The organism is Nocardia sp. CNS-044, from assembly GCF_059570515.1.
The window spans coordinates 409075-430486 of record NZ_JCANSX010000009.1; the positions used below are offsets into that span (position 1 = coordinate 409075).

15 protein-coding genes are annotated in these 21412 nt (G+C 69.6%); 5 read left to right on the forward strand and 10 right to left on the reverse strand.

Annotated features, from left to right (window positions below; genetic code table 11):
• Window positions 1-639: 639 nt before the first annotated feature.
• Window positions 640-1761, forward strand: a complete 1122-nt coding sequence (aroB, locus tag T333_RS24715) for a 3-dehydroquinate synthase (RefSeq protein ID WP_496425983.1) — start codon at window positions 640-642, stop codon at window positions 1759-1761.
• Window positions 1762-1907: 146 nt separating this feature from the next.
• Here aroB and T333_RS24720 read toward each other — a convergent pair whose 3' ends face one another.
• The 6 genes from T333_RS24720 to T333_RS24745 form a co-directional block, all read right to left on the reverse strand.
• Window positions 1908-2381, reverse strand: coding sequence for a B-4DMT family transporter (locus T333_RS24720; RefSeq protein ID WP_354999741.1), 474 nt, complete (start codon window positions 2379-2381; stop codon window positions 1908-1910).
• 98 nt (window positions 2382-2479) lie between these two features.
• On the reverse strand, window positions 2480-3295 hold the full coding sequence (locus T333_RS24725; RefSeq protein ID WP_496425984.1) for a shikimate dehydrogenase: 816 nt from the start codon (window positions 3293-3295) through the stop codon (window positions 2480-2482).
• A complete protein-coding gene (mltG, locus tag T333_RS24730; protein ID WP_496425985.1) occupies window positions 3285-4838 on the reverse strand; it encodes an endolytic transglycosylase MltG in 1554 nt (517 codons plus the stop codon). Before mltG ends, T333_RS24725 begins: the two co-directional genes overlap by 11 nt.
• Window positions 4835-5407, reverse strand: a complete 573-nt coding sequence (gene ruvX, locus T333_RS24735; protein WP_496425986.1) for a Holliday junction resolvase RuvX — start codon at window positions 5405-5407, stop codon at window positions 4835-4837. Before ruvX ends, mltG begins: the two co-directional genes overlap by 4 nt.
• Entirely contained in the window at window positions 5407-8073 is a 2667-nt protein-coding gene (gene alaS / locus T333_RS24740) for an alanine--tRNA ligase (RefSeq protein WP_496425987.1), read from the reverse strand. Before alaS ends, ruvX begins: the two co-directional genes overlap by 1 nt.
• A 109-nt stretch (window positions 8074-8182) precedes the next feature.
• Entirely contained in the window at window positions 8183-9538 is a 1356-nt protein-coding gene (locus T333_RS24745; RefSeq protein WP_496425988.1) for a replication-associated recombination protein A, read from the reverse strand.
• A gap of 122 nt (window positions 9539-9660) precedes the next feature.
• Here T333_RS24745 and T333_RS24750 point away from each other — a divergent pair, with 122 nt between their 5' ends.
• A complete protein-coding gene (locus T333_RS24750; protein WP_496425989.1) occupies window positions 9661-11316 on the forward strand; it encodes an alkaline phosphatase D family protein in 1656 nt (551 codons plus the stop codon).
• A gap of 52 nt (window positions 11317-11368) precedes the next feature.
• Here the strand turns inward: T333_RS24750 and T333_RS24755 are convergent, their stop codons facing one another.
• Window positions 11369-12538 (reverse strand): phosphotransferase family protein, encoded by a 1170-nt coding sequence (locus T333_RS24755; RefSeq protein ID WP_067780207.1) that lies wholly within the window; start codon window positions 12536-12538, stop codon window positions 11369-11371.
• Window positions 12539-12885: 347 nt separating this feature from the next.
• Between T333_RS24755 and T333_RS24760 the strand changes: the two genes are divergently transcribed.
• Entirely contained in the window at window positions 12886-13824 is a 939-nt protein-coding gene (locus tag T333_RS24760) for a hypothetical protein (protein ID WP_496425990.1), read from the forward strand.
• A gap of 188 nt (window positions 13825-14012) precedes the next feature.
• On the opposite strand, the gene aspS is transcribed toward T333_RS24760, so the two are convergent.
• Entirely contained in the window at window positions 14013-15812 is a 1800-nt protein-coding gene (gene aspS, locus T333_RS24765) for an aspartate--tRNA ligase (RefSeq protein WP_354999875.1), read from the reverse strand.
• A 162-nt stretch (window positions 15813-15974) separates the two neighbouring features.
• Here aspS and ypfJ point away from each other — a divergent pair, with 162 nt between their 5' ends.
• Both ypfJ and T333_RS24775 read left to right on the forward strand, forming a co-directional pair.
• Window positions 15975-16898: a KPN_02809 family neutral zinc metallopeptidase gene (gene ypfJ / locus T333_RS24770; RefSeq protein ID WP_496425991.1), complete on the forward strand. Its 924-nt coding sequence runs from the start codon at window positions 15975-15977 to the stop codon at window positions 16896-16898.
• Window positions 16899-17640: 742 nt separating this feature from the next.
• A complete protein-coding gene (locus T333_RS24775) occupies window positions 17641-18240 on the forward strand; it encodes a hypothetical protein (RefSeq protein WP_496425992.1) in 600 nt (199 codons plus the stop codon).
• Window positions 18241-18515: 275 nt separating this feature from the next.
• Here T333_RS24775 and T333_RS24780 read toward each other — a convergent pair whose 3' ends face one another.
• Both T333_RS24780 and T333_RS24785 read right to left on the reverse strand, forming a co-directional pair.
• On the reverse strand, window positions 18516-20006 hold the full coding sequence (locus T333_RS24780) for a flavin-containing monooxygenase (protein WP_496425993.1): 1491 nt from the start codon (window positions 20004-20006) through the stop codon (window positions 18516-18518).
• Complete coding sequence (locus T333_RS24785; RefSeq protein WP_496425994.1) at window positions 20003-21403, reverse strand: cytochrome P450; 1401 nt, start codon at window positions 21401-21403, stop codon at window positions 20003-20005. The genes T333_RS24780 and T333_RS24785 overlap by 4 nt, the downstream gene beginning before the upstream one ends.
• Window positions 21404-21412 lie beyond the last annotated feature (9 nt).

Genomic DNA, 21412 nt, shown 5'->3' on the forward strand with positions numbered 1-21412 from the left:
CGTCGGCGTGCGCGAAGACCGCGGTGCGGCCGGAGTCGGTGCCGCCCGAGGCGAGAGAGCCGAGGCCGAGCGGGCATCCGGCGCACAGTCCAACGCCTCGCGCGCGGGAAGCACAGCCGAGGGCACGGCTTCCGGCAGGCGACGTCGTCCTCGCCGCAGGCGCCCGGCGGCCCGAACGTCCTCCGGCGAACCGAATCGCACCGAGTCCACCGCGCCACGCGCGGAGCCCAGGTCCTGGCTCCCCCGGCTCATCGCCTCCGGCGCGCGACCCGAGGACACCGGCACGACGCCCACCTCGGGACGCGCCCGTCGCCCAAGGGCGTGCCGCCCCGCGGGCGCACCGAACCCTGCCGGATCGCAAGCATCCGCCGTTTCCGTTGTGGGTCAAGCCGATTCGACGACTCCGGCACCGAAGAACGCGGAACCCGCGAGTGCCTCGGCCACCGGCGAGAACCAGAGCGCCCGCTCCCGGGCGCTTCGCCGCGCCGGTTCCGACGCACCCGCCGACCCCACCGCGCACACCGCGGCGGCAGAATCGGCGACGAAGACCAGTTCCAGCGGCCGCGCCCGGCGCGCCCGCGCTCGCCGCGCCCGCGCGCGAGCACTCGAGCAATCGGCACGAACAGAATCGGAGCAGCAGTGACAGAGCCGAGTCGTATCCAGGTACGCACCGCCGACCCGTATCCGGTGATCATCGGCCGCGGCTTGCTCGGCGAACTCGTCGAGTCGGTGACGGGCGCGACCAAGGGCGTGCGCACGGTCGCGATCTTCCACCAGCCGCCGCTGGCCGAGACCGCCGAGGCGGTGCGCAAGGCGCTGGCCGAGACCGGCCTGGACGCGCACCGCATCGAGATCCCGGACGCGGAGGCGGGCAAGGACCTCGCCGTCGCCGGTTTCTGCTGGGAGGTGCTCGGTCGCATCGGCCTGACCCGCAACGACGTCGTGGTCAGCCTCGGCGGCGGCGCCGCAACCGACCTGGCCGGTTTCGTCGCGGCCACCTGGATGCGCGGCGTCCAGGTCGTGCACGTGCCGACCACCCTGCTCGCCATGGTGGACGCCGCGGTCGGCGGCAAGACCGGCATCAACACCGAGGCGGGCAAGAACCTGGTCGGCTCCTTCCACGAGCCGGCCGCGGTGCTGGTCGATCTGGTGACACTGGAGACCGTGCCGCGCAACGAGATCGTCGCGGGCATGGCCGAGATCATCAAGGCCGGTTTCATCGCCGACCCGGTGATCCTGGACCTGGTGGAGCGCGATCCGGAGGCGGCGCTCGATCCCACCGGCGACGTGCTGCCCGAACTCGTGGCCCGCGCCATCCAGGTCAAGGCCGACGTGGTCGCCGCCGACCTCAAGGAATCCAGCCTGCGCGAGATCCTCAACTACGGCCACACGCTGGGCCACGCGATCGAGCGCAGGGAGCGCTACCGCTGGCGTCACGGCGCCGCGGTCTCCGTCGGCCTGGTCTTCGCCGCCGAGCTCGGCCGCCTCGCCGGACGCCTCGACGACACCACCGCCGACCGCCACCGCGCCATCCTGTCCAGCGTCGGCCTGCCGACCAGCTACGACGCCGACGCGCTTCCGCAGCTGCTGGACACCATGCAGACCGACAAGAAGACCCGCTCCGGCGTACTGCGCTTCGTCGTCCTCGACGGACTGGCCAAGCCCGGCCGGCTGGAGGGCCCGGATCCCAGCCTGCTGGCCGCGGCGTACTCCGCCATCGCCCGGGAGCAGAGCCCGAGCGGCGGCGCGATCCTGCTGTAGCGGAAACGTCGGAACAGCGCCGTAACCGAATCTCGGCTGCGGCGCTGTTCGCTGTCGTCACCGCCAGCCACCTCGCGAAGTATTCGCGCCCAGACGACTACAGCGCCACACCCTTCCAAGGTGCGGCGCTGTTTCGCGTTCGAGGGTCAGGCGCCCGCGGCGGCGGGGTTGTTGGTGAGCGACGGCGTGCTCTTGTCGGCCCGCCGTCCCGCGAGCATCCGGCCGATGCCGACGCCGATCAGGCCGGGGATGAAGATCAGCAGGATGATGAACGACGCGCCCGCCGTGAGCTCGAACAGCAGACCGTTGTCGCCGAGGTCGAAGCGCGGCAGGAAATCCAGCAGCCAGGAAACCGCTCCGCTGCCGAGCCCGCCGGCCACGGCCGCCTTCAGCCACCGGATGGTCAAATCCGAGCCGCGTTCCGGATCCGGGTGCGCCGCGCGGTCCCTGCGCCCGTCCAGCGCGCCCCACCCCACGATGACGACCAGCAGCACGAGCAGGCACAGCATCCGCATCCACGAGCCCTGCGTCGGCCACTGCACCATCGCGAACCCGAGCACGGTGCGCAGAGCCACGACCAGCGCACCGAGCAGGACGGCTCGCACTACCCAAGCAATCATGGGAAACACCTTAACGCGCAGGCCCGGGGAACAGAACTAGAACCGGTGTCAGAAATTTCCGGCCGCCGAAATCATCCGATCGAATGTCGGTCGAGATGTCAGGCGTCGACCGCCGCCGCCATCGCGGCACGCGGCGCGGGGCGACCGGTGAACTGCTCCACTTGCCCGTAGGCCTGGTTCAGCAACATCTGCAACCCACTCACCACGGTGTGCCCGGCGCGTTCGACGGCCGCGGCCAGGGGGGTCGGCCAGGGGTTGTAGATGGCGTCCAGCACCACCGGCGCAACCGCCACCGCCTCGGCCACCAAGGCGCCCGCCGCGGCGGGGATCGTGCTGACCACCGCGCCCGCGCTCGCGCTCGCGCCGCGCACGGCGTCGCTGTCGAAGGCGATCACGTTCGCCGTCATCCCGAGTCTGTCGGCAAGCTCCAGCGCGCTACGGGCGCGTCCGGCGTCCCTGGCGACCACGGTGACCGACTTCGCCCCGAGTTCGGAGAGCGCGAGCAAGGCCGGCCGCGCCGTGCCGCCCGCACCGAGCACCAGCCCCTCCGCGATCTCGGTCACGCCGCCGCCGCGCAGCGCGCCGAGCACGCCGTCCACGTCGGTGCAGTCGGCGCGCCAGCCCTGCGCCGTGCGGACCAAGGTGTTCGCGGAGCCGACGAGCACCGCCCGATCGGTGCGCTCGTCGGCGTAGGCCAAGGCGGCCTCCTTGCCGGGCATGGTCACCGACAGGCCGACCCAGTCCGGTCCGAGCCCGTCCACGAGTCCGGGCAGCTGTTCGGCCGCACACTCGATGCGCTCGTACGTCCAGTCGAGGCCGAGCGCACGATACGCCGCCAAATGCAGCTGGGGCGAACGAGAATGCGCGATCGGCTTGCCGAGTACCGCCGCCTTGCGCACAGATTCACCGTCCACTGTCGAGAATCCCGCTCTGCTGCGCCTTTTCGATATTGCGCAGGTGTTCGGAGTAGCTCTCGGTGAACAGCGTGGTGCCCTTCTGGTCGATCGTCACGAAGTACAGCCAGTCGCCCGGTTCCGGATTCTCCATGGCGCGCAACGCGTTCAGCGAAGGCGCGGAGATCGGGTTGGCGGGCAGGCCGGACATCGCGTAGGTGTTCCACGGGGTGCGGGTGGCCCGGTCCTCGTCGGTGGTGGCGACCTCGGTGCGGTCCAGCGAGTAGTTCACCGTCGAGTCGAATTGCAGCGGCTGCTCGACTTCCAGCCGGTTCACGATCACCCGCGCGACCTTCGGCATGTCCTGCGGCAGCGCTTCCCGCTCCACCAGGGACGCCGCGATCAGCGTCTCGTAGGGGCTGAGCTTGTTCTTCCCGCTGGAGCTCAGCAGCCCGGTGGACTCGTAGCTCGCTGCGCTCGAGGTGATCAGCTGGCGCAGGATCTGCTGCGCGGTGCCGCTGGGGTCGAAGTCCAAGGTGCCCGCCGCGATCAGACCCTCGATCTGCCGTTTGCGGTCCGGCGCTTCGCGCACCGACTGCTCGGCCCAGGACGGCACGCCGAGTCCGGCCAGATCGGCGCTGGAGCCCGCGGCGTCGAGTTCCTCGTAGGTCACGCACTTCTGCTGCGCACCGGTGCCGATGCAGCTGGCGGCGGCGATCTTGGTGTAGATCCCCTCCTTGCGCGCCCCGGTGTTGACGTCGTGCTGGTCGTGCAGCTGACGTCCTTCGGAGATGACCAGGTTGCCGACACGCGAGTTCTTGCCGAGCAGCGCGGCGACCGCTTCGGCGGCGGGACTGCGGCTGGGGATCTGGTAGTACCCGGGCTGCACCGAGCTCATGTTCGAATTGCGCACGGCCGCTTCGAAGAACGCGCCGGTGCTCGCGACGACGCCCTTCTCGACCATGGTCTCCGCGATCTGCGACGAGGTGTCACCGGGGTGCACCTGCACGACGACCAGCGGCCCGGCGGGGCCCGCGAAATCCTCCGGCGGCTCGAATTCGCCGACCAGCTTCTTGACCGCGAAACCTCCCGCGCCGATCAGCAGCACCGCGAGCACGCCGCCGATGAGCCACATGTTGCGGCGCTTGCGCTTGCGCTCGGCCGCTTTGCGGGAGGCCACCCGGGAACGCTTGCGGCGCGAACCGCGCGCCGGCCGTGACTCCTTGCCCTTGGCCGCGAGCTTGCGAGCCGACGATCGCGGCGCGCGCTCAGGCGGCTCCGGCTGTTCCGGCTCGTCGTAGTCCGGCTCGTCGTCGTAGCCGTCGTCCTCGTACAACGGCTGATCCTCGTACAAGGGCTCGTCGTCGTAGAGCGGCTCGTCGTCGTCGGTGTAGCGGGGGATGACGGTGGTGTCGTCCTCGTAGTCGTCCCAGTCGTGCGGCCCGGCCGACCGGCCGCCGGTATCTCGTCCGTCTCTGTCCCAGGCTCGGTCGTCCCGTCGGTAGCGCCGATCAGCCTCGCGCTGTCGGTACCGTTCCTCGGCCCGCGCCCATCGATCAGTCATGCATCGTCTCCGGACGACACATCCCGCGTCGCTTCCTCGAACGACCTCAACACCGCACTCCGTTCGTCCAACCATCCTTGCAGGATCGACACGGCCGCCGCCTGATCGATCACCTGCCGCTGGCCACGCGCGCGAACTCCACTGTCCCGCAATGCACGTGCAGCTGACACCGTAGTCAAACGTTCGTCGGAAAGCCTGATCGGCACGGGAGCAACTTCTGATCGCAAACGTTCGGCGAACGCGATGGCCAGGCCCGCCGCGGTTCCCTTTTCCCCGCGCAATGTGCGCGGCAGACCGACAATAACCTCAACGGCTTCGTATTCCCGCACAATTTCGGCAATTCTGGCTATATCGGTTGCCGTACCCGTGCCGCGCGCGTTCTTCTTCGCGCGCGGCACGGTCTCCACGGGGGTCGCGAGTATGCCGTCCGGGTCGCTGGAGGCGACGCCGATGCGGACACTACCGACGTCGATGCCGAGGCGTCTGCCACGGCCGGGATCGGCCGCCGGGTCGGGCCGGTCCGCGGCGTGCGGCAGGCCCGTCGAACGCGAACTCTCGGAGTCGGGCATCACCCGGCGATTTCGGCCACCCGGGCACGGACCGCGGCCAGACCCGCCGCGATCCCGGAGGGCTCGGAACCGGCGCCCTGCGCCATCTCGGGCTTGCCGCCACCACGACCGGCGATGCTCGGCCCGAAGCTGCCGACGAGATCGCCCGCCTTCACGCCGAGTTCCTGCGCGGCCTTGTTCACGGCGACGACGAACGGCACCTTGCCGTCGGCGTTGCCGAGCAGCACCACCACCGCGGGCTCGCTGCCGAAGCGCCCACGGATATCGGTGGCGAGGGTACGCAGATCGCCCGCGGCGACGCCCTCCGGCGCGGCCGCGGCGACCAGCAGCAGACCGCCGAGGCGCTCGGCCTCGTCCACGAACTTGCCGGCCGAGGAGAGCACCGCGGCGATCTTGGTGCGCTCGAGTTCCTTCTCGGCGATCTTGAGCCGTTCCACCAGCTGCTCGACGCGGGCGGGCACCTCGTCCGAGGGCACCTTCAGCGAGGCGGCGACACCGGCGAGCAGCGCCCGCTCCTTGGCCAGATACTTGTAGGAGTCGAGGCCGACGAACGCCTCGACGCGCCGCACGCCCGAACCGACCGAGGACTCGCCGAGCAGCGTGATCGGGCCGATCTGCGACGAGTGCTGCACGTGCGTGCCGCCGCACAGCTCCATCGAGAACGGGCCGCCGATCTCGACGACGCGCACCTCGTCGCCGTAGTTCTCACCGAACAGCGCGAGCGCGCCCATCTGCTTGGCCTTGGGCAGGTCGGTGACGAAGGTGTTGACCGGGAAGTCGGCGCCGACGGCGTCGTTGGACACCGCCTCGATGTCGGCCTTCTGCTGTTCGGTCAGCTGGCCCTGCCAATTGAAGTCGAAGCGCAGGTAGCCGGGCTTGTTCAGCGAACCGGCCTGCACCGCGTTCGGGCCGAGCACCTGCCGCAGCGCGGCGTGCACCATGTGCGTGCCGGAGTGGCCCTGGGTCGCGCCGCTGCGCCAGGCCGGATCGGCCTGGGCGAGCACCACGTCACCCTCGGTGATCTGGCCCTGTTCGACGGTGGTCTTGTGCACCCACAGCTTCTTGGCGATCTTCTGCACGTCGTTGACGCGCAGCTTGAGACCCGCGGCCGTGATGCTGCCGCGGTCGGCGATCTGGCCGCCGGACTCCGCGTACAGCGGGCTGCGATCCAGGATCACCTCGACGTCGTGCCCCGCGGTCGCGGTGGGCACCCGGACGCCGTCGGCGATCAGGGCGAGCACGTGCGCCTCGGAAGTGAGCTCGTCGAAGCCGGTGAACTCGGTGGCGCCGCGGTCGACCAACTCCTTGTAGATGCTCAGGTCGGCGTGCGCGTGCTTGCGGGCGGCGGCGTCCTCCTTGGCGCGCTGCCGCTGCTCGGCCATGAGCGTGCGGAAGCCCTCCTCGTCCACGGAGAGCCCGGCTTCGGCGGCCATCTCCAGGGTCAGGTCGATCGGGAAGCCGTAGGTGTCGTGCAGGGTGAAGGCGTCCGATCCGGCGATCTTCTTGCCGCCCTTGGCCTTCACCGCGGCCGCGGTGTTGTCGAACAGCGTCGAGCCGGTGTTGAGCGTCTTGAGGAACGCCGTCTCCTCGCCGACCGCGACGGTCTCGATGCGGCCGAAGTCGGTGCCAAGCTCGGGGTAGGACGGCGACATCAGGTCGCTGACGACCTTCATGAACTCGGCCATCACCGGCTTCTCGGCGCCGAGCAGGCGGGCCGAGCGCACGATGCGGCGCAGCAGGCGGCGCAGCACGTAGCCGCGGCCGTCGTTGCCGGGGTTGACGCCGTCGGAGATGAGCATGGCGGCGGTGCGGGCGTGATCGGCGATGACGCGGAAGCGCACGTCGTCGGCGTGCTCGACCCCGTAGGACCGGCCGGTCAACTCCTCGGCCTTGTCGATGATCGGGCGAAGCAGGTCGGTCTCGTAGACGTTCTCCACGCCCTGCAACAGCATGGCGACACGCTCGACGCCCATACCGGTGTCGATGTTCTTCTTCGGCAGCGAGCCGACCGGCGGATGGCCGAGCTTCGGGCTCAGCTCGCCGCGCACGTCCTGCATGAAGACGAGGTTCCAGATCTCGAGGTAGCGGTCCTCGTCGGCGACGGGGCCGCCCTCCTTGCCGTAGGCGGGGCCGCGGTCGTAGTAGATCTCCGAGCACGGGCCGCCGGGGCCGGGCACGCCCATGTCCCAGTAGTTGTCCTTGCCGTCGCGGAACTGGATCCGCTCCTTCGGGATGCCCGCGACCCGGTGCCAGATCTCGGCGGCCTCCGGGTCGTCCTCGTAGGCGGTGACCCAGATCCGGTTGGTGTCGAAGCCGAAGCCGCCCTCCTCCTGGGACTTGCTGATCAGCTCCCAGGCGAGGGTGATGGCACCCTCCTTGAAGTAATCGCCGAACGAGAAATTGCCCGCCATCTGAAAGAACGTGTTGTGCCGGGTGGTGACGCCGACCTCTTCGATGTCGCCGGTGCGCACGCACTTCTGGACGCTGGTCGCCCGCGGGTAGGGCGGCGCCTCCTGGCCCAGGAAGTACGGCTTGAACTGGACCATGCCTGCGTTGACGAACAGCAGGTTGGGGTCGGCCAGGATCAGCGAGGCACTCGGCACCTCGGTGTGTCCGGCACGGACGAAATGGTCCAGGAAACGCCGTCGAATCTCGTGGGTCTGCACAGGTATCCAGCCTACCGGTGCGGCGCACCTGGTTTTTCATCGACCGGCCGCTACGAAAGCCCCGGCGACCTTCCGGCGAACGCGGCGGCCACCGGGCACATCGCGCCCCTCACTTTCCGCGCACGATGCGGCGCAGGCGGTCGACGCGCGGGCCGACCTCGCGTTCGTAGCCGTGATCGGTCGGGCGGTAGTAGTCCGCGCCGACGAGATCGTCCGGCGGGTACTGCTGGGCGAGCACGCCGTCGGGGTCGTCGTGCGGGTACTTGTAGCCCTGGGCGTGGCCGAGCAGCGCGGCGCCCGTGTAGTGACCGTCGCGCAGGTGCGGTGGCACGGCGCCCGCTTTGCCGGCGGAGATGTCGGCCATGGCGGCGCCGAGCGCGGCGGGGACCGCGCCGGATTTCGGGGCGGTGGCCAGGTGGATGGTCGCGTGGGTCAGGGTGAGCTGGGCCTCGGGCATGCCGATCAGCTGGACGACGTGCGCGGCCGCGACCGCGGTCTGCAACGCCATCGGGTCGGCCATGCCGATGTCCTCGCTCGCGGAGATGACCAGCCGCCGCGCGATGAAGCGCGGGTCCTCCCCCGCACTCATCATGCGCGCCAGGTAGTGCAGCGCCGCGTCGACGTCGGAGCCGCGGATCGACTTGATGAAGGCGCTGATCACGTCGTAGTGCTGATCGCCCGCGCGGTCGTAGCGCACAGCGGCCTTGTCCACGCTCGCCTCGACGAGCGCCAGGTCGACAGTGCCGTCGAGCGAGGACTCGGCCGAGGCCTCGAGTGCGGTGAGTGCCCGGCGCGCGTCGCCGCCGGCGATCCGCACGATGTGGTCGAGCGCCTCGTCGGTGACGGTGTAGGCGCCGCCGAAGCCGCGCGGGTCGGCGAGCGCGCGCTCGAGCACGACGCGGATGTCGGCGTCGGTCAGCGAACGCAGTTGCAGCACCAGCGAGCGCGACAGCAGCGGCGAGACGACCGAGAACGACGGATTCTCCGTTGTCGCGCCGACCAGCAGCACGATCCGGTTCTCGACCGCGGCGAGCAGCGCGTCCTGCTGGGTCTTGGAGAAGCGGTGCACCTCGTCGATGAACAGCACGGTGCGCTCGCCGACCGTCAGCCTCCTGCGCGCCAAGTCGATGACCGCCCGCACCTCCTTGACCCCGGCCGAGAGTGCGGAGAGCGCCTCGAAGCGGCGGCCGGTGGCCTGCGAGATGAGCGAGGCCAGCGTGGTCTTGCCGGTACCGGGTGGACCGAACAACAGCACCGACGCTGCGCCGGAGCCTTCGATCAACCGGCGCAGCGGCGAGCCGGGTCCGAGCAGATGTTGCTGTCCGACGACCTCGTCCAAGGTGGCGGGCCGCATCCGCACGGCAAGCGGCGCGGCGCCTCCCGGGCCGCGAAAATCCACGCCCGCCGCGCCCAGCGCATCCGACTCCGCCGCCTGGCCCGGCACGTCGAACAGCCCATCGCTCATGCTTTCGACCGTACAACTCGGCTCCGACACGCCCGGTCGAGCCAGCAATCCGCCGGGCTTACGCCGTGTCGATTTGCGAGTGCGCCGCACATCGGCTGTGATCTTGTGTCGTGGCTGAAAACGTGGTCGTTTCAGATGCCGTCCCGACCGGTCCGTTCGGCAGGCGCGCGCTACTGAAGGGTGGCGCGGCGGCGGCCACCGCGGGCGTGCTGCTCGTGCCGACGCTCGCGCGCGCGTCCGGTCCGGTGTTCCGGCACGGTGTCGCCTCCGGTGATCCGCTGCCCACTGGCATCGTCCTGTGGACCCGGGTGACGGTCTCCGACGACGCCACGCCCGGCTCGGGCGTCGGGGCGGACGCCTCGGTCCGCTGGGAGATCGCCGACGACGCGGACTTCGCCTCGATCGCCGCCTCCGGAACGGCGACGGCCACCGCCGATGCCGACCACACCGTCAAGATCGACGCGTCCGGCCTGGCCCCGAGTCGCGACTACTGGTACCGATTCACCGCGCTCGGCGAGGCCTCGCCGACCGGTCGCACCCGCACCGCGCCCGCTCCCTCGGAGACACCGGACCGGCTGCGCTTCGGCGTCGTCTCCTGCTCGAACTGGGAGGCGGGCTACTTCGCCGCCTACCGGCACCTCGCCGACCGCTCGGATCTGGACGCGATCATCCACCTCGGCGACTACCTGTACGAATACGGCCGCGGCAAGTACGGCGGCCGCCACGGCGCGGTGCGGCCGCACGATCCGGCCAACGAGATCGTCACACTGACCGATTACCGGATTCGCCACGCCCAGTACAAGACCGATCCGGACCTGTCCGCGCTGCACGCGCTGCTGCCGTTCATCTGCACCTGGGACGACCACGAGTCCGCGGACAACTCCTGGTCCGGCGGCGCCAACCATCACGATCCCGCGATACACGGCAGCTGGCAGGACCGCGGCGCCGCGTCGGCCCGCGCCTACCTGGAGTGGATGCCGGTGCGGGCCACCGGTTCGGGGACGAACGTGCAGATCTACCGCAGGCTGCGCTTCGGCACCCTCGCCGAGCTGTCCATGCTCGATCTGCGCAGCTACCGCGATCAGGAGGTGTCGCCCGGCGCGGGCTGGCGCGAGGTCGACAACCCCGCGCGCACGATCACCGGCAAGGCCCAAATGGATTGGCTCACCGCGGGTTTGGTCTCGGCGCCGGTGCGCTGGAAGCTGGTCGGCAACTCGGTGATGATCGCGCCGCTGGTCTTCCCGCCGCTGGAGCCCGCGACCACCGCGGCCATCACCTCCGCGCTCGGCGTGCCGCAGTCCGGCGTGCCCGCCAACGCCGATCAGTGGGACGGCTACACCGCCGACCGGCAGCGTCTGTTCGGCGCGATCACCGAACACCAGGTCGGCGACGTCGTCTTCTTGACCGGCGACATCCACTCCTCCTGGGCTTCGGACCTGCCGGTCAATGCCGCGAACTATCCCGGCGGACCGACGGCGGGCGCGGAGTTCGTCGTCCCGTCGGTCACCTCGACGAGCATCGGCGAGATGCTGGAGGCGCCCCCACGCACCGTGGCGGTTCCGATCGAGGAATCGTTCAAGAGTTTCAACCACCACATGCGCTACGTCGAGCTCGAGTCGCACGGATACGGGGTTCTCGACGTCACTGCCGAGCAGACCCAGATGGACTGGTTCTACCTGGCGGACGTCACCGATCCTGCGACCGCCGTGCGGCACGGGGCGAGCTTCGCCGTACCGAGCGGCGGCCGGATCGAGCCGCGTCCGACGCCCATCCTCTGATCGCCGCACTGGCGGTTCGCTGAGCAGTCTGAGCGCTGAGTTCGCCCGGCGACTACTCCGACCAGCGCTCTTCCAGCATCGCCGACACCTCGTCGGCGAAGTCGCCGATCACGTCGTCGCCGGTGCAGCGCGCGTCCTCGGCGAGCGCGGCCCAGCGGTTGATCAGCGCCGCCGAGCGCGGTACCGACAGGCCGTGCTCGCGGGCGGCCGCGATGCGGGTGTGGTCGGCGGGCAGGAACCAGTAGGTGGTGAGCCACACCCAGATGAGGCGCGCCTCCAGGATGCGTTCGGCGAGCACCTCGTCGTCGGCGAGCGCCGGGAACACCCCGACGACCTCGGAACGCCACGCCTCCACCATCTGCCTGGCGCGATCCCTGGACAGCTCGAAATCGCACAGGCAGCCGGGGAAGGAGACCAGCGCGTAGGCGATGTCGAGGGTGGCGTCGCGGAAGCCGCCCCACTCGTAGTCCAGGAACCTGGCGCCCTCCTGGTTGAGGATGACGTTGTCCGGGCACAGGTCCGACGGGCTGAACGCGCGGAACCGCCCGGCCGAGAACAGCCGGTTGCCGCGCACGATGCGCTCGGCGATCTCACCGGGTACCTCGATGCCCAGCTCGCGTTGCAGCATCCCGGGCACTTCGGAGATCGCGGACTCGGCCTGCTGGGCGATGCCGTCGACCCGGTGCACCACCTCGACGCGGCGCAGCAGCGCGACGAAATCGGCCTCGCGCCCGACGGTCGCCGCGTGCATCCGGCCCAGCGCCTGCGCGAAGGCCATCAGCGCGTTGCGGGTGGCGGGCTCGGCGCCGGACTGCAGCACCGCGGTCATCCTGGCGTTCTCGCCGAGATCGGACAGGATGAGCAGGCGGTCGGGCAGACTGTGCGCGATCAGGTACGCGCCGGGCCGCTGCTCGCGGCTGAGCGCGGTGGTGAACTGGTAGGAGACGGCTTCCCGGAGGAACGCCGAATCGATGCTTGCGACGCCGGGGGCCAAGCCTCCGGTGCGGCGGTCCTGAGCGGCTCCGCGCACCTGCTTGACGATCAGCGTCCGGGGTAGCGAGAACGAGTTCTCGGCAACACGCACACGTAGGACTGTCGTCCTACCACTACCGCTGAGTTCCATCGGATCGCTCAGCTTCACCGGAGCACCCATTCGCTTTGTGAGCAACTGTTGTGCTGCGGACACGACTTCGGCGGCGCGTTCGGCCAATAGTGCGGTCATCGCCTCTCAAGCTACTCGCATGGGGTCACTTCTAGCGAGCGGTTACGCAACCTTTCCGCTTCGCTCGGCGTGTCTCGTGTCGCGGGCGCGGACGAAAGCCGTGCTCGCTTGACACCATTGCACGCGTCCGGTTTCCTCATCGTGAACTGCTGTGCGCCACATCGCAAACCAGTTGCGTCGAAAGGTCTCCGACATTGACCGACACACCGTCCTCCGCACCGAAGGATCCCACAGGTGGCACACCCCACCAGGGCGGTGGAAGCGAGCGGTTCGCGGCTCAGCCCGGGCAGCACGAGAGCGGTACCCCCTACGAACCGCCATCCGGCGCGGGGCACTCACGCCACGAAATGCCTGGTGGAGCGGGGTATCCACAGTTCGAGGGGCCGGGCGCGGCACAATACGGCGCCGAGCCGGTGGAGCCGCCGCCCGCGGTCGCCGCGCAGCCCGCGTACGGGCCCGCGGGCACTGGGCCGGGCGTGTCGCCGGACGCGCCGCAATACGGAGCGTCGCCGCACTACGGAGCGCAGCAACAATACGGTGCACCGCACGAATACGGCGCGCAACAGGAATACGCGGCGCAGCAACCGGGTACGATGCCGCCCGGCGCGACGCCCGCGGGAGCGGTACCGGGACAACCGATCTACGGTTATCAGGTAGGAACGCCGACCGGCCTCGACGTCGGCCACGCGATCAGTTATGGGCTGGAAAAGTTCCGAACGAATCCCGCTCCATGGCTAGGAATTACGGCGCTGGGTGTCGTCATCTATTTGATATTCGTGTTGATGGTCCAGACATTCGAACCGAACTCGCTGCTGCCGCTGTTGTTGCTCTTCCTCGCGGTGATGGCGGCGCTGTGGTTGTTGCAGGCCGCGATGGTGCGCGGAGCGCTGTACGAAACCGACGGCGCCAAACCTGTTTTCGGTTCGTACTTCAAGTTCGTCAACGCGGGAAACGTCTTGCTGACCGCCCTGCTCGCGTTCCTCGGCACCTGGATCGGTCTGGCGCTGTGCGTATTACCCGGACTGGTCGCCGGTGTGCTGTGCATGTTCGCGCTGCACTTCGTCGTCGACCAGGATCTCGGCCCGTTCGACGCGATCAAGTCCAGCGCCACCCTGGTGGTCAACAACGCTTGGAAGGTGTTTCTGCTCGCCCTGTCCGTCGCGATGATCACCTTCCTCGGCCTGCTGCTGTGCGGCATCGGGCTCCTCGTCGCGGGTCCCGTCTCGATCCTCGCGGTGACCTATGCCTACCGCACCCTCACCGGCGGACGCATCGCCCCGGTCTGACCGGAACCGAGCCGACACCGCCAGCTGGCGGTTCACAAGGTAAAGCTTCCGTCCCACACACCTTCCGTACGCCTCACAAAGCCGGCGACTCTGTGAGGCGTACTGAGCATGTGCGGCAGCCAACGATTCCCTTGGGCCTGCACAGCACCGAGAGGCGGCGACGGCGCGTCGGACGGCCGTGGCTCGGCCTACGGCTCGGTGACCTCGAGCTTGATCTCGACCTTTTCCTGCTCCGGCTTGACGTCAAGACCCGCCTCCTTGCGCTGCTGCGCGGTGATCGGCGCGGGCGCGTCGGTCAGCGGGTCGACGCCGCCGCCGGTCTTCGGGAAGGCGATGACCTCGCGGATGGAGTCCAGGCCGGCCAGCAGGGCGGTGATGCGGTCCCAGCCGAAGGCGATGCCGCCGTGCGGCGGAGCGCCGTAGGCGAAGGCGTCGAGCAGGAAGCCGAACTTCTCCTGCGCCTCGTCGTGGCTGATGCCCATCACCTTGAACACCCGCTCCTGGACGTCGCGGCGGTGGATACGGATCGAGCCGCCGCCGATCTCGTTGCCGTTGCAGACGATGTCGTAGGCGTAGGCGAGCGCCGAGTCGGGGTCGGTGTCGAAGGTGTCCAACGACTCCGGCTTCGGCGAGGTGAACGCGTGGTGCACCGCGGTCCAGGCCGAATGGCCAAGCGCCACATCGCCACTCGCGGTCGCGTCGGCGGTGGACTCGAACAGCGGCGCGTCCACGATCCACACGAACGACCAGGCGTTCTCGTCGATCAGTCCGACCTTGCGCGCGATCTCGCCGCGCGCGGCGCCGAGCAGCGCGCGCTGGGCCTTCGCCGAGCCCGCGGCGAAGAAGACGCAGTCGCCGGGGACCGCGCCCACGTGCTTGGCCAGCCCCTCGCGTTCGGCGTCGCTGAGGTTCTTGGCGACCGGGCCGCCGAGCGTGCCGTCCTCGTTCACCAGCACGTAGGCCAGACCCTTGGCTCCGCGCTGCTTGGCCCACTCCTGCCAGGCGTCGAGCTGACGCCGCGGCTGGTTCGCGCCACCCGGCATCACGACCGCGCCGACGTAGGGCGCCTGGAACACCCGGAACGGCGTGTCCTTGAAGTATTCGGTGCACTCGGTGATCTCGACGCCGAAACGCAGGTCCGGCTTGTCGGAGCCGAAGCGGCGCATGGCCTCGGCGTAGGTCATATGCGGGATCGGGGTCGGGATCTCGTGGCCGATGAGCTTCCACAGCGCGACCAGGATCTCCTCGGCCAGCAGGATCACGTCCTCCTGGCGCACGAAGCTCATCTCGATGTCGAGCTGGGTGAACTCGGGCTGACGGTCGGCGCGGAAGTCCTCGTCGCGGTAGCAGCGCGCGATCTGGTAGTAGCGCTCGATACCGCCGACCATGAGCAGCTGCTTGAACAGCTGCGGGCTCTGCGGCAGCGCGTAGAAGTTGCCCGGTTGCAGCCGCGCGGGCACCAGGAAGTCGCGGGCGCCCTCGGGGGTGGAGCGGGTCATCGTCGGCGTCTCGACCTCGATGAACTCGTGGTGCGCCAGCACCGCGCGAGCCGCGGCGTTGACCTTCGAGCGCAGCCGGATGGCGTGCCCGGGCCCTTCGCGGCGCAGGTCGAGGTAGCGGTACTTGAGGCGCGCCTCGTCACCGGGCTGCTCGTCGAGCTGGAAGGGCAGCGGGGCGCTCTCGTTGAGCACCTCCAGCTTGCTCACGTTCACCTCGATCTGGCCGGTCGGCAGCTCGGGGTTCTCGTTGCCGTCCGGGCGCTGCTCGACGACGCCGGTGATCAGCACGCAGTACTCGGCGCGCAGCCGGTGCGCCTGCTCGGCGGCCTCGCCTTCGCGGAACACCACCTGCGCCACACCCGACGCATCGCGCAGATCGATGAAGATCACGCCACCGTGGTCGCGCCGCCGGGCCACCCATCCGGTGAGGGTGACGGTCTGACCGGCATGCTCGCTTCGCAGCGAACCAGCCAAGTGGGTGCGCAGCACGGGATTCCTTTCGACGACTCCGGCACCGGCGGGGTGTCGCCGGATGCGGTTGCCATCGTAGTTAGACACGTTCGTCAAGGGGAAACCGATATCCGCGCGGCCGTGTCAAGCTGTAGCCAGCAGGTCGCCCGCCAACCGTACGAAACGCCACTAAGGACGATCATGACGTTCAACGAAGGGCTGCAGATCGACCCGGACCGAGCCTCTTCCGGCGGACCGGGCATGGGCGGCAAACTCGCGCTCGGCGGCGGCGCGGGCGGTCTGATCCTGCTGGTCATCACGCTGCTGCTCGGCGGCGACCCCGGCTCGGTCCTCGGCCAGTTCACCGGCGCCGAGAGCACCCAGCAATCACAGCCGGGCACGGCGGGCACGCCCGAGCACTGCAAGACCGGCGCGGACGCCAACAAGTACGTCGACTGCCGGGTCGTGCTCACCGCGCAGAGCTTGGACGCCGTCTGGGCGGCCGAACTGCCCAAGCAGACGGGCAGGCAGTATGTCGAGCCCGAGCTCGTGCTGTTCTCCGGCGCGGTAGCCACCGGTTGCGGCAACGCCACCAGCGAGGTCGGCCCCTTCTACTGCCCCGCCGACCAGACCGCCTACTTCGACGTCCGCTTCTTCCAGGAGCTGACCGACCGCTTCGGCTCCAGCGGCGGCCCGCTCGCCCAGGAGTACGTCGTCGCACACGAGGTCGGCCACCACATCCAGAACCAGCTCGGCAACATCGGCCGCGCACAGCGCGACCCGCGCGGACCCGAGTCGGCGGCGGTGCGCACCGAACTGCAGGCCGACTGCTACGCGGGTATCTGGGCGTACTACGCGGACAAGACGCCCGCGCCCGGCGGCACTCAGCCGTTCCTGCGGAGGTTGTCCGACAACGACATCAACGACGCCCTCTCGGCCGCCTCCGCGGTCGGCGACGACCGTATCCAGCGCTCCGCGCAGGGCCGGGTCAATCCGGAGGCGTGGACGCACGGTTCGTCCGAACAGCGGCAGAAGTGGTTCCTGACGGGCTACCGCACCGGTCTGGTGCGGGCCTGCGACACCTACTCCGCGCCCGACCTCGACAACCCGCCCGACCTGCGCTGAGCCGCGCGTCACGACCGGGTCCGCCGATCGCACCGGCTGATCAGGGCGAATGCCGCGCGAGCGGGTTGTCCGCGCGCCCGCCCACCATCTACCGTGAACTGGTGATCAGCTGCGGCGACCGGCAGCGCGACTTCACGCACCACAGCTACGGTGAGCCCGCCCGAAGGCGAGCGCCGTATCCGATCGGACGGCGATTCCACGATCGCCTGCCCGCGGTGAACGCGTGGTCGCATCGAGCGCATCCCAGAACGGTCACCCGGTCGCGTCTCGGCAACGCCGCCGAGTTCGGTGCAGGTTCGCACGCGACCAGGAACACGCCGGGCCTCGCGGGCGCCCGAACCCCGCACGCGCGGACGAAGGCGTCGCCGCGTCGCCCGCACACAGCTTCCGGAGCACGCCGCCGTGCGGCCGTCGCGTCGCGCTCCCTCCGGGAGATCGCGCCGTTCCACCGACCGACCCGAGCGGTGGCCCTCCCCTCGGTGCTTCCGGACGCGGTGCGTCACGGACCACTTCGAAGGACCTGATGATGCGTTATCTCGCAGACTACCGCGTCACGCCACCACCGCATCGACCTGCGGCATCGTCGGTTCGACTCGTCGCGGCCGGACGGCACTCACCATAGGCCCGCATCGATGCCGCGTGGGCGCTACGCTCATCGGCGTCCGAAGCCGCTGCGCCGGAGCGAGTCCGCCCTCGCCGTCCGGCCGAGGCGATCACCCGACGCTGCCGAAATGGGATGTTCATGCGGAGAACGTTGTCGATCCTGGTTGTCCTCGCGATGTTGTTCGCGACCGGTTCGATCGTCGCCGCGGCCGATCCGGCCACGCCGGAGGTCCCCGCCGCGCCCGCACCGGAAACGAATCCGCCTGTGCCCGCGGCTCATCCGCCCGTTCTCGTTCCCGCGCCGGTGCCCGCCAGGTCGGCCGTCGCGCTGCTCACCCTGACGACGATGCCGGGCGGCTGGCAGGAACGGATCGATCTGCGTCCGCTGCTCGAGGTCTACGCCGACGGCCGCGCCGTCCGTCAACCGGATGCCATCGCGCCCGAACGGAATCCGAGCACTCCCCCGCGCCAGGTCGACGGCGCGGTCCGGCGCGAGGTGATCGACGCGGCCTTGGCCGAGCTCACGGCGCTGTCGACGGTCGACCTCGGCATGCCCGCGTCGGGCGACGGCGGCAGTCAGATCATCGACGTGATGCCCGAACCACCGGGCCAGAACCTCCACCTGATCGTGTACGGGCCCGACTCGACCGACGGCCTGACCGCCGAGCAGCAGAACGCGCGCAAGCGCTTCGCCGACGTCTACCGCAGCCTGCTCGACGCTTTCGTCGCCGACCGCTGACAGTTGATCGCCGACCGCTGATCATCGACGGCTGAAGGCTGACCGCCGACTACTGACCACTGCCAGCTGACACCGACCACTGTCGGCTGACCACCGTTGGCTGAACTCTGACCACTGTCGACAGATCACTGACGGCACATCACTGACCGCTGACAGCTGACCACTGACGGCCGGTAGCTGACGCCTCACGGCACACGGCACACGGCACACGGCACACGGCACACGAGAGAATCGAGGCCGCCCTCCCGACTACGCTCCGCGCGGTCGAAAACGGTTCAGGGCGTGCTGGATTCGACGGCCCGCTGGCGGCGGTCCCAGTCCTCGGGACGAATGTGGCGACGGTCGCGGCGAACGCTGCGGGTGCTCCCCGGCCAGGTGAGGGTGTTGGTCCCGGTGGGCGTGACAAAGTAGCTGGTGCAGCCACCGATGGTCCAGACGCGGTCGGCGAGAACGCGGCGGCAGTGGGCCACGAAGCGGTGTTGAGCGACGTCGGTCGGGGTGTAGCGGGTGACGGCGCGCTCGCGCATGTGGGCGATGGTGCGCGCGATGAGGCGCGTGGTGGGTTCGATAGCCTGGAACTGAGAGGTGTGCGGCAGCGCGGTATTGGGACCGGTGACGCAGAACAGGTTCGGCAGACCGGCGAAGGCGATGCCGCGATAGGCGGCGAACCCGTTGCGCTCGTAGCTTTCTCGCAGCGAGAAGGCGGGCGTCCGGAAGTCGGGGAAGCGCGGGATCGAGTCCTGGACGTGATAGCCGGTGGCCCACACGATCGCGTCCACCTCGTGGACGACACCGTCGGCGGTGCGCACACCGGACGGAGTGAGGTCGATGATCTTCTCCGTCACGAGGTCGACGTCGTCACGCGCGAAGGCCGCGTAGTACTCGTCGGAAACCATCGGCCGCTTGCACCCGAACCGGTAGTCGGGCCGCAACTTCTCCCGCGTGCGCGGATCGGGCACCTGGTTACGCAGCGCGCGCAAACAGACCTGTTCGAAGACCGGCAGCAAGCGGGGATGGAACTCCGCCAGGTGCACCAGCTCGAGCAACGAGAACACCATGCCGCGCAACGCGAGTCGCGCGGGCGGGAACTTCCGCAGCACCGTCCGCACCGGTCCGGCGATCGCACGATCCCCACGTGGCAGCACCCACGCCGGACTGCGCTGGAACGACACCACATGCGCACCGGCGCGTGCCAGCGCGGGCACGATCTGCACGGCGCTCGCGCCCGAGCCGACGACGGCGATCCGCTTCCCTTCCGGCCGGAACCCGGAATCCCAAGAGCCGGAGTGCATTTGAACGCCCTGGAACTGTTCCCGGCCGGGAACATCCGGGACGAACGGCACGTGCAGCGAGAAGTACCCCATGACGACGGCGCGCGCGCTGATCACGCGTCCGTCGGCCAACCGCACCCGCCACCGGTGCTCGGTCTCGTCGAATTCGGCACCGACGACCTCGCTGTTCAGCCACACGTGGAGTCGTAGATCGAAGGCGTCGACCACGGATTCGGTGTAGGCGCGCAGCTCGGGTTGGGTCGCGAACAGCCGCGACCAGTCGCCGGGAAAGAAGGAGTACGAGTACAGCACCGACGGCACGTCGACGGCGCATCCCGGATACACGTTGTCGCGCCACGTGCCGCCGACCGACTCCGCGCGTTCGAGAATCACGAAATCGTCTATACCGCAACGCTTCAGATTGATCGCGACGCCGAGCCCGCTGAAACCGGAGCCGATCACGGCGACTTCACAACGTTCGGTGAACTCGCTCATCGCCCACCCTCCTGACCAGCGCCGTTCGTCTCGCGACGGGCTTCGACCCGCATCGGCAGCCTCTCCGGATGGACCAGCGCGCCGATGACGGTCTCGCGCGCCGTGAATCCGGGCTCCAGCCGCAGTCGCCAGCGCCCGCACAAGGTGGCGATCTGCAATGCCACCTGGGTCAGCGCGAATATGTTGCCGGGGCACTGCCGCGCGCCCATGCCGAACGGGATGTGCGCGCCGCGCGACATCCCTGCCGTCGCCTCGGGCAGCCAGCGGTCGGGGTCGAACCGGTCGGGGTCGGCGTGCACTCGCGGGTCGCGGTGCACCGCGATCGGGCAGACGAACAGCATCGCCCCCTCGGGCAGCCGGTACCCGCCGAGTTCGTAGTCGGCGGGCACGTGCCGCACGGTGAGCCAGGGCGAGTAGCGGCGCAGCGTTTCCAGCACGAGCCGCTTGGTCAGATCCAGCCGGGGCAGGTCGGCGAGTTCGGCGGGTCGTCCGCCGAGCACCTCGTCGAGTTCGGCGTGCAGGGCGCGCTCGATCTCCGGATTGCGCGCCAGTTCGTAGAGCAGCCACGTGGCGGTCATGCCGATGGCCTCGGTGCCGCCGACGAGGAAGTTCACCAGTTCGTCGTGCACGTGCTTGTCGGTCAGCGGCGCGCCGTCGTCGTCGCGGGCCCGGATCAGCGTGTCGAGCAGGTCGCCGTGGTCGAGTGCCGGGTCGGCGACCAGGTCGGCGCGGTAGGCCGCGATGATGTCGGCGGTGGCGTCCTTCAGTTCTTCGACCAGCGCGAGGAAACGGCGGTTACCTCGGGTGGGCAGCCGGTCCAGCCACGCGGGCCGGGTGACGCGGCGCGCGAGCAGCGTCATGACCTCGGGCAACAGCCGGTGCACGCGCCGCGCGGTGATCTCACCGAGTTCACCGGAGAACAGCGCGCCTGCCACGGTCCGCAGCGCGAGGTCGTGCATCTCCTCGTTCACCGCGAGCGTCGCGCCGTCGCGCCACTGATCGGCCCGTGCCCGCCCCATCGCCGTCATCACGGTGGCGTACTGGGCGATTCGCGCCTTGGCGAACGCGGGTGCGATGAGCCTGCGCGAACGCCGGTGTGTCGCATCGGAGACGACGGTGACGCCGCCACCGAGCAACAGTTCGGCGCGCTCGATCATCGAGCCCTGATCCGACAGACCGGTGAACGCCTCCCTGATCAGCTCCGGTTCGGTGACGACATACGTTTCGTAGCCGGGGATTCCGATACGGACCACCGGTCCGTGGGCCGACAGTGTGGACAGGAACCGGTGCGGTGTGCGGCCGAAGCGGTGCCAGTGCCCAAGGAACGGCAGCGCGCCGGGCGCGGTGGGCACCGTGGACTCGATGCCCGCGCGGCGTCCCCGCAGCAGAGATGTCACGAGACCAAC

What these genes read in the sequence shown, in the direction of transcription:
- T333_RS24720 (WP_354999741.1), bottom strand. Translation starts at nt 2,381, where the DNA reads ATGATTGCTTGGGTAGTGCGAGCCGTCCTGCTCGGTGCGCTGGTCGTG.
- mltG (WP_496425985.1), bottom strand. Translation starts at nt 4,838, where the DNA reads ATGACTGATCGATGGGCGCGGGCCGAGGAACGGTACCGACAGCGCGAG.
- ruvX (WP_496425986.1), bottom strand. Translation starts at nt 5,407, where the DNA reads ATGCCCGACTCCGAGAGTTCGCGTTCGACGGGCCTGCCGCACGCCGCG.
- T333_RS24745 (WP_496425988.1), bottom strand. Translation starts at nt 9,538, where the DNA reads ATGAGCGATGGGCTGTTCGACGTGCCGGGCCAGGCGGCGGAGTCGGAT.
- T333_RS24755 (WP_067780207.1), bottom strand. Translation starts at nt 12,538, where the DNA reads ATGACCGCACTATTGGCCGAACGCGCCGCCGAAGTCGTGTCCGCAGCA.
- T333_RS24760 (WP_496425990.1), top strand. Translation starts at nt 12,886, where the DNA reads ATGCCTGGTGGAGCGGGGTATCCACAGTTCGAGGGGCCGGGCGCGGCA.
- ypfJ (WP_496425991.1), top strand. Translation starts at nt 15,975, where the DNA reads ATGACGTTCAACGAAGGGCTGCAGATCGACCCGGACCGAGCCTCTTCC.
- T333_RS24775 (WP_496425992.1), top strand. Translation starts at nt 17,641, where the DNA reads ATGCGGAGAACGTTGTCGATCCTGGTTGTCCTCGCGATGTTGTTCGCG.
- T333_RS24780 (WP_496425993.1), bottom strand. Translation starts at nt 20,006, where the DNA reads ATGAGCGAGTTCACCGAACGTTGTGAAGTCGCCGTGATCGGCTCCGGT.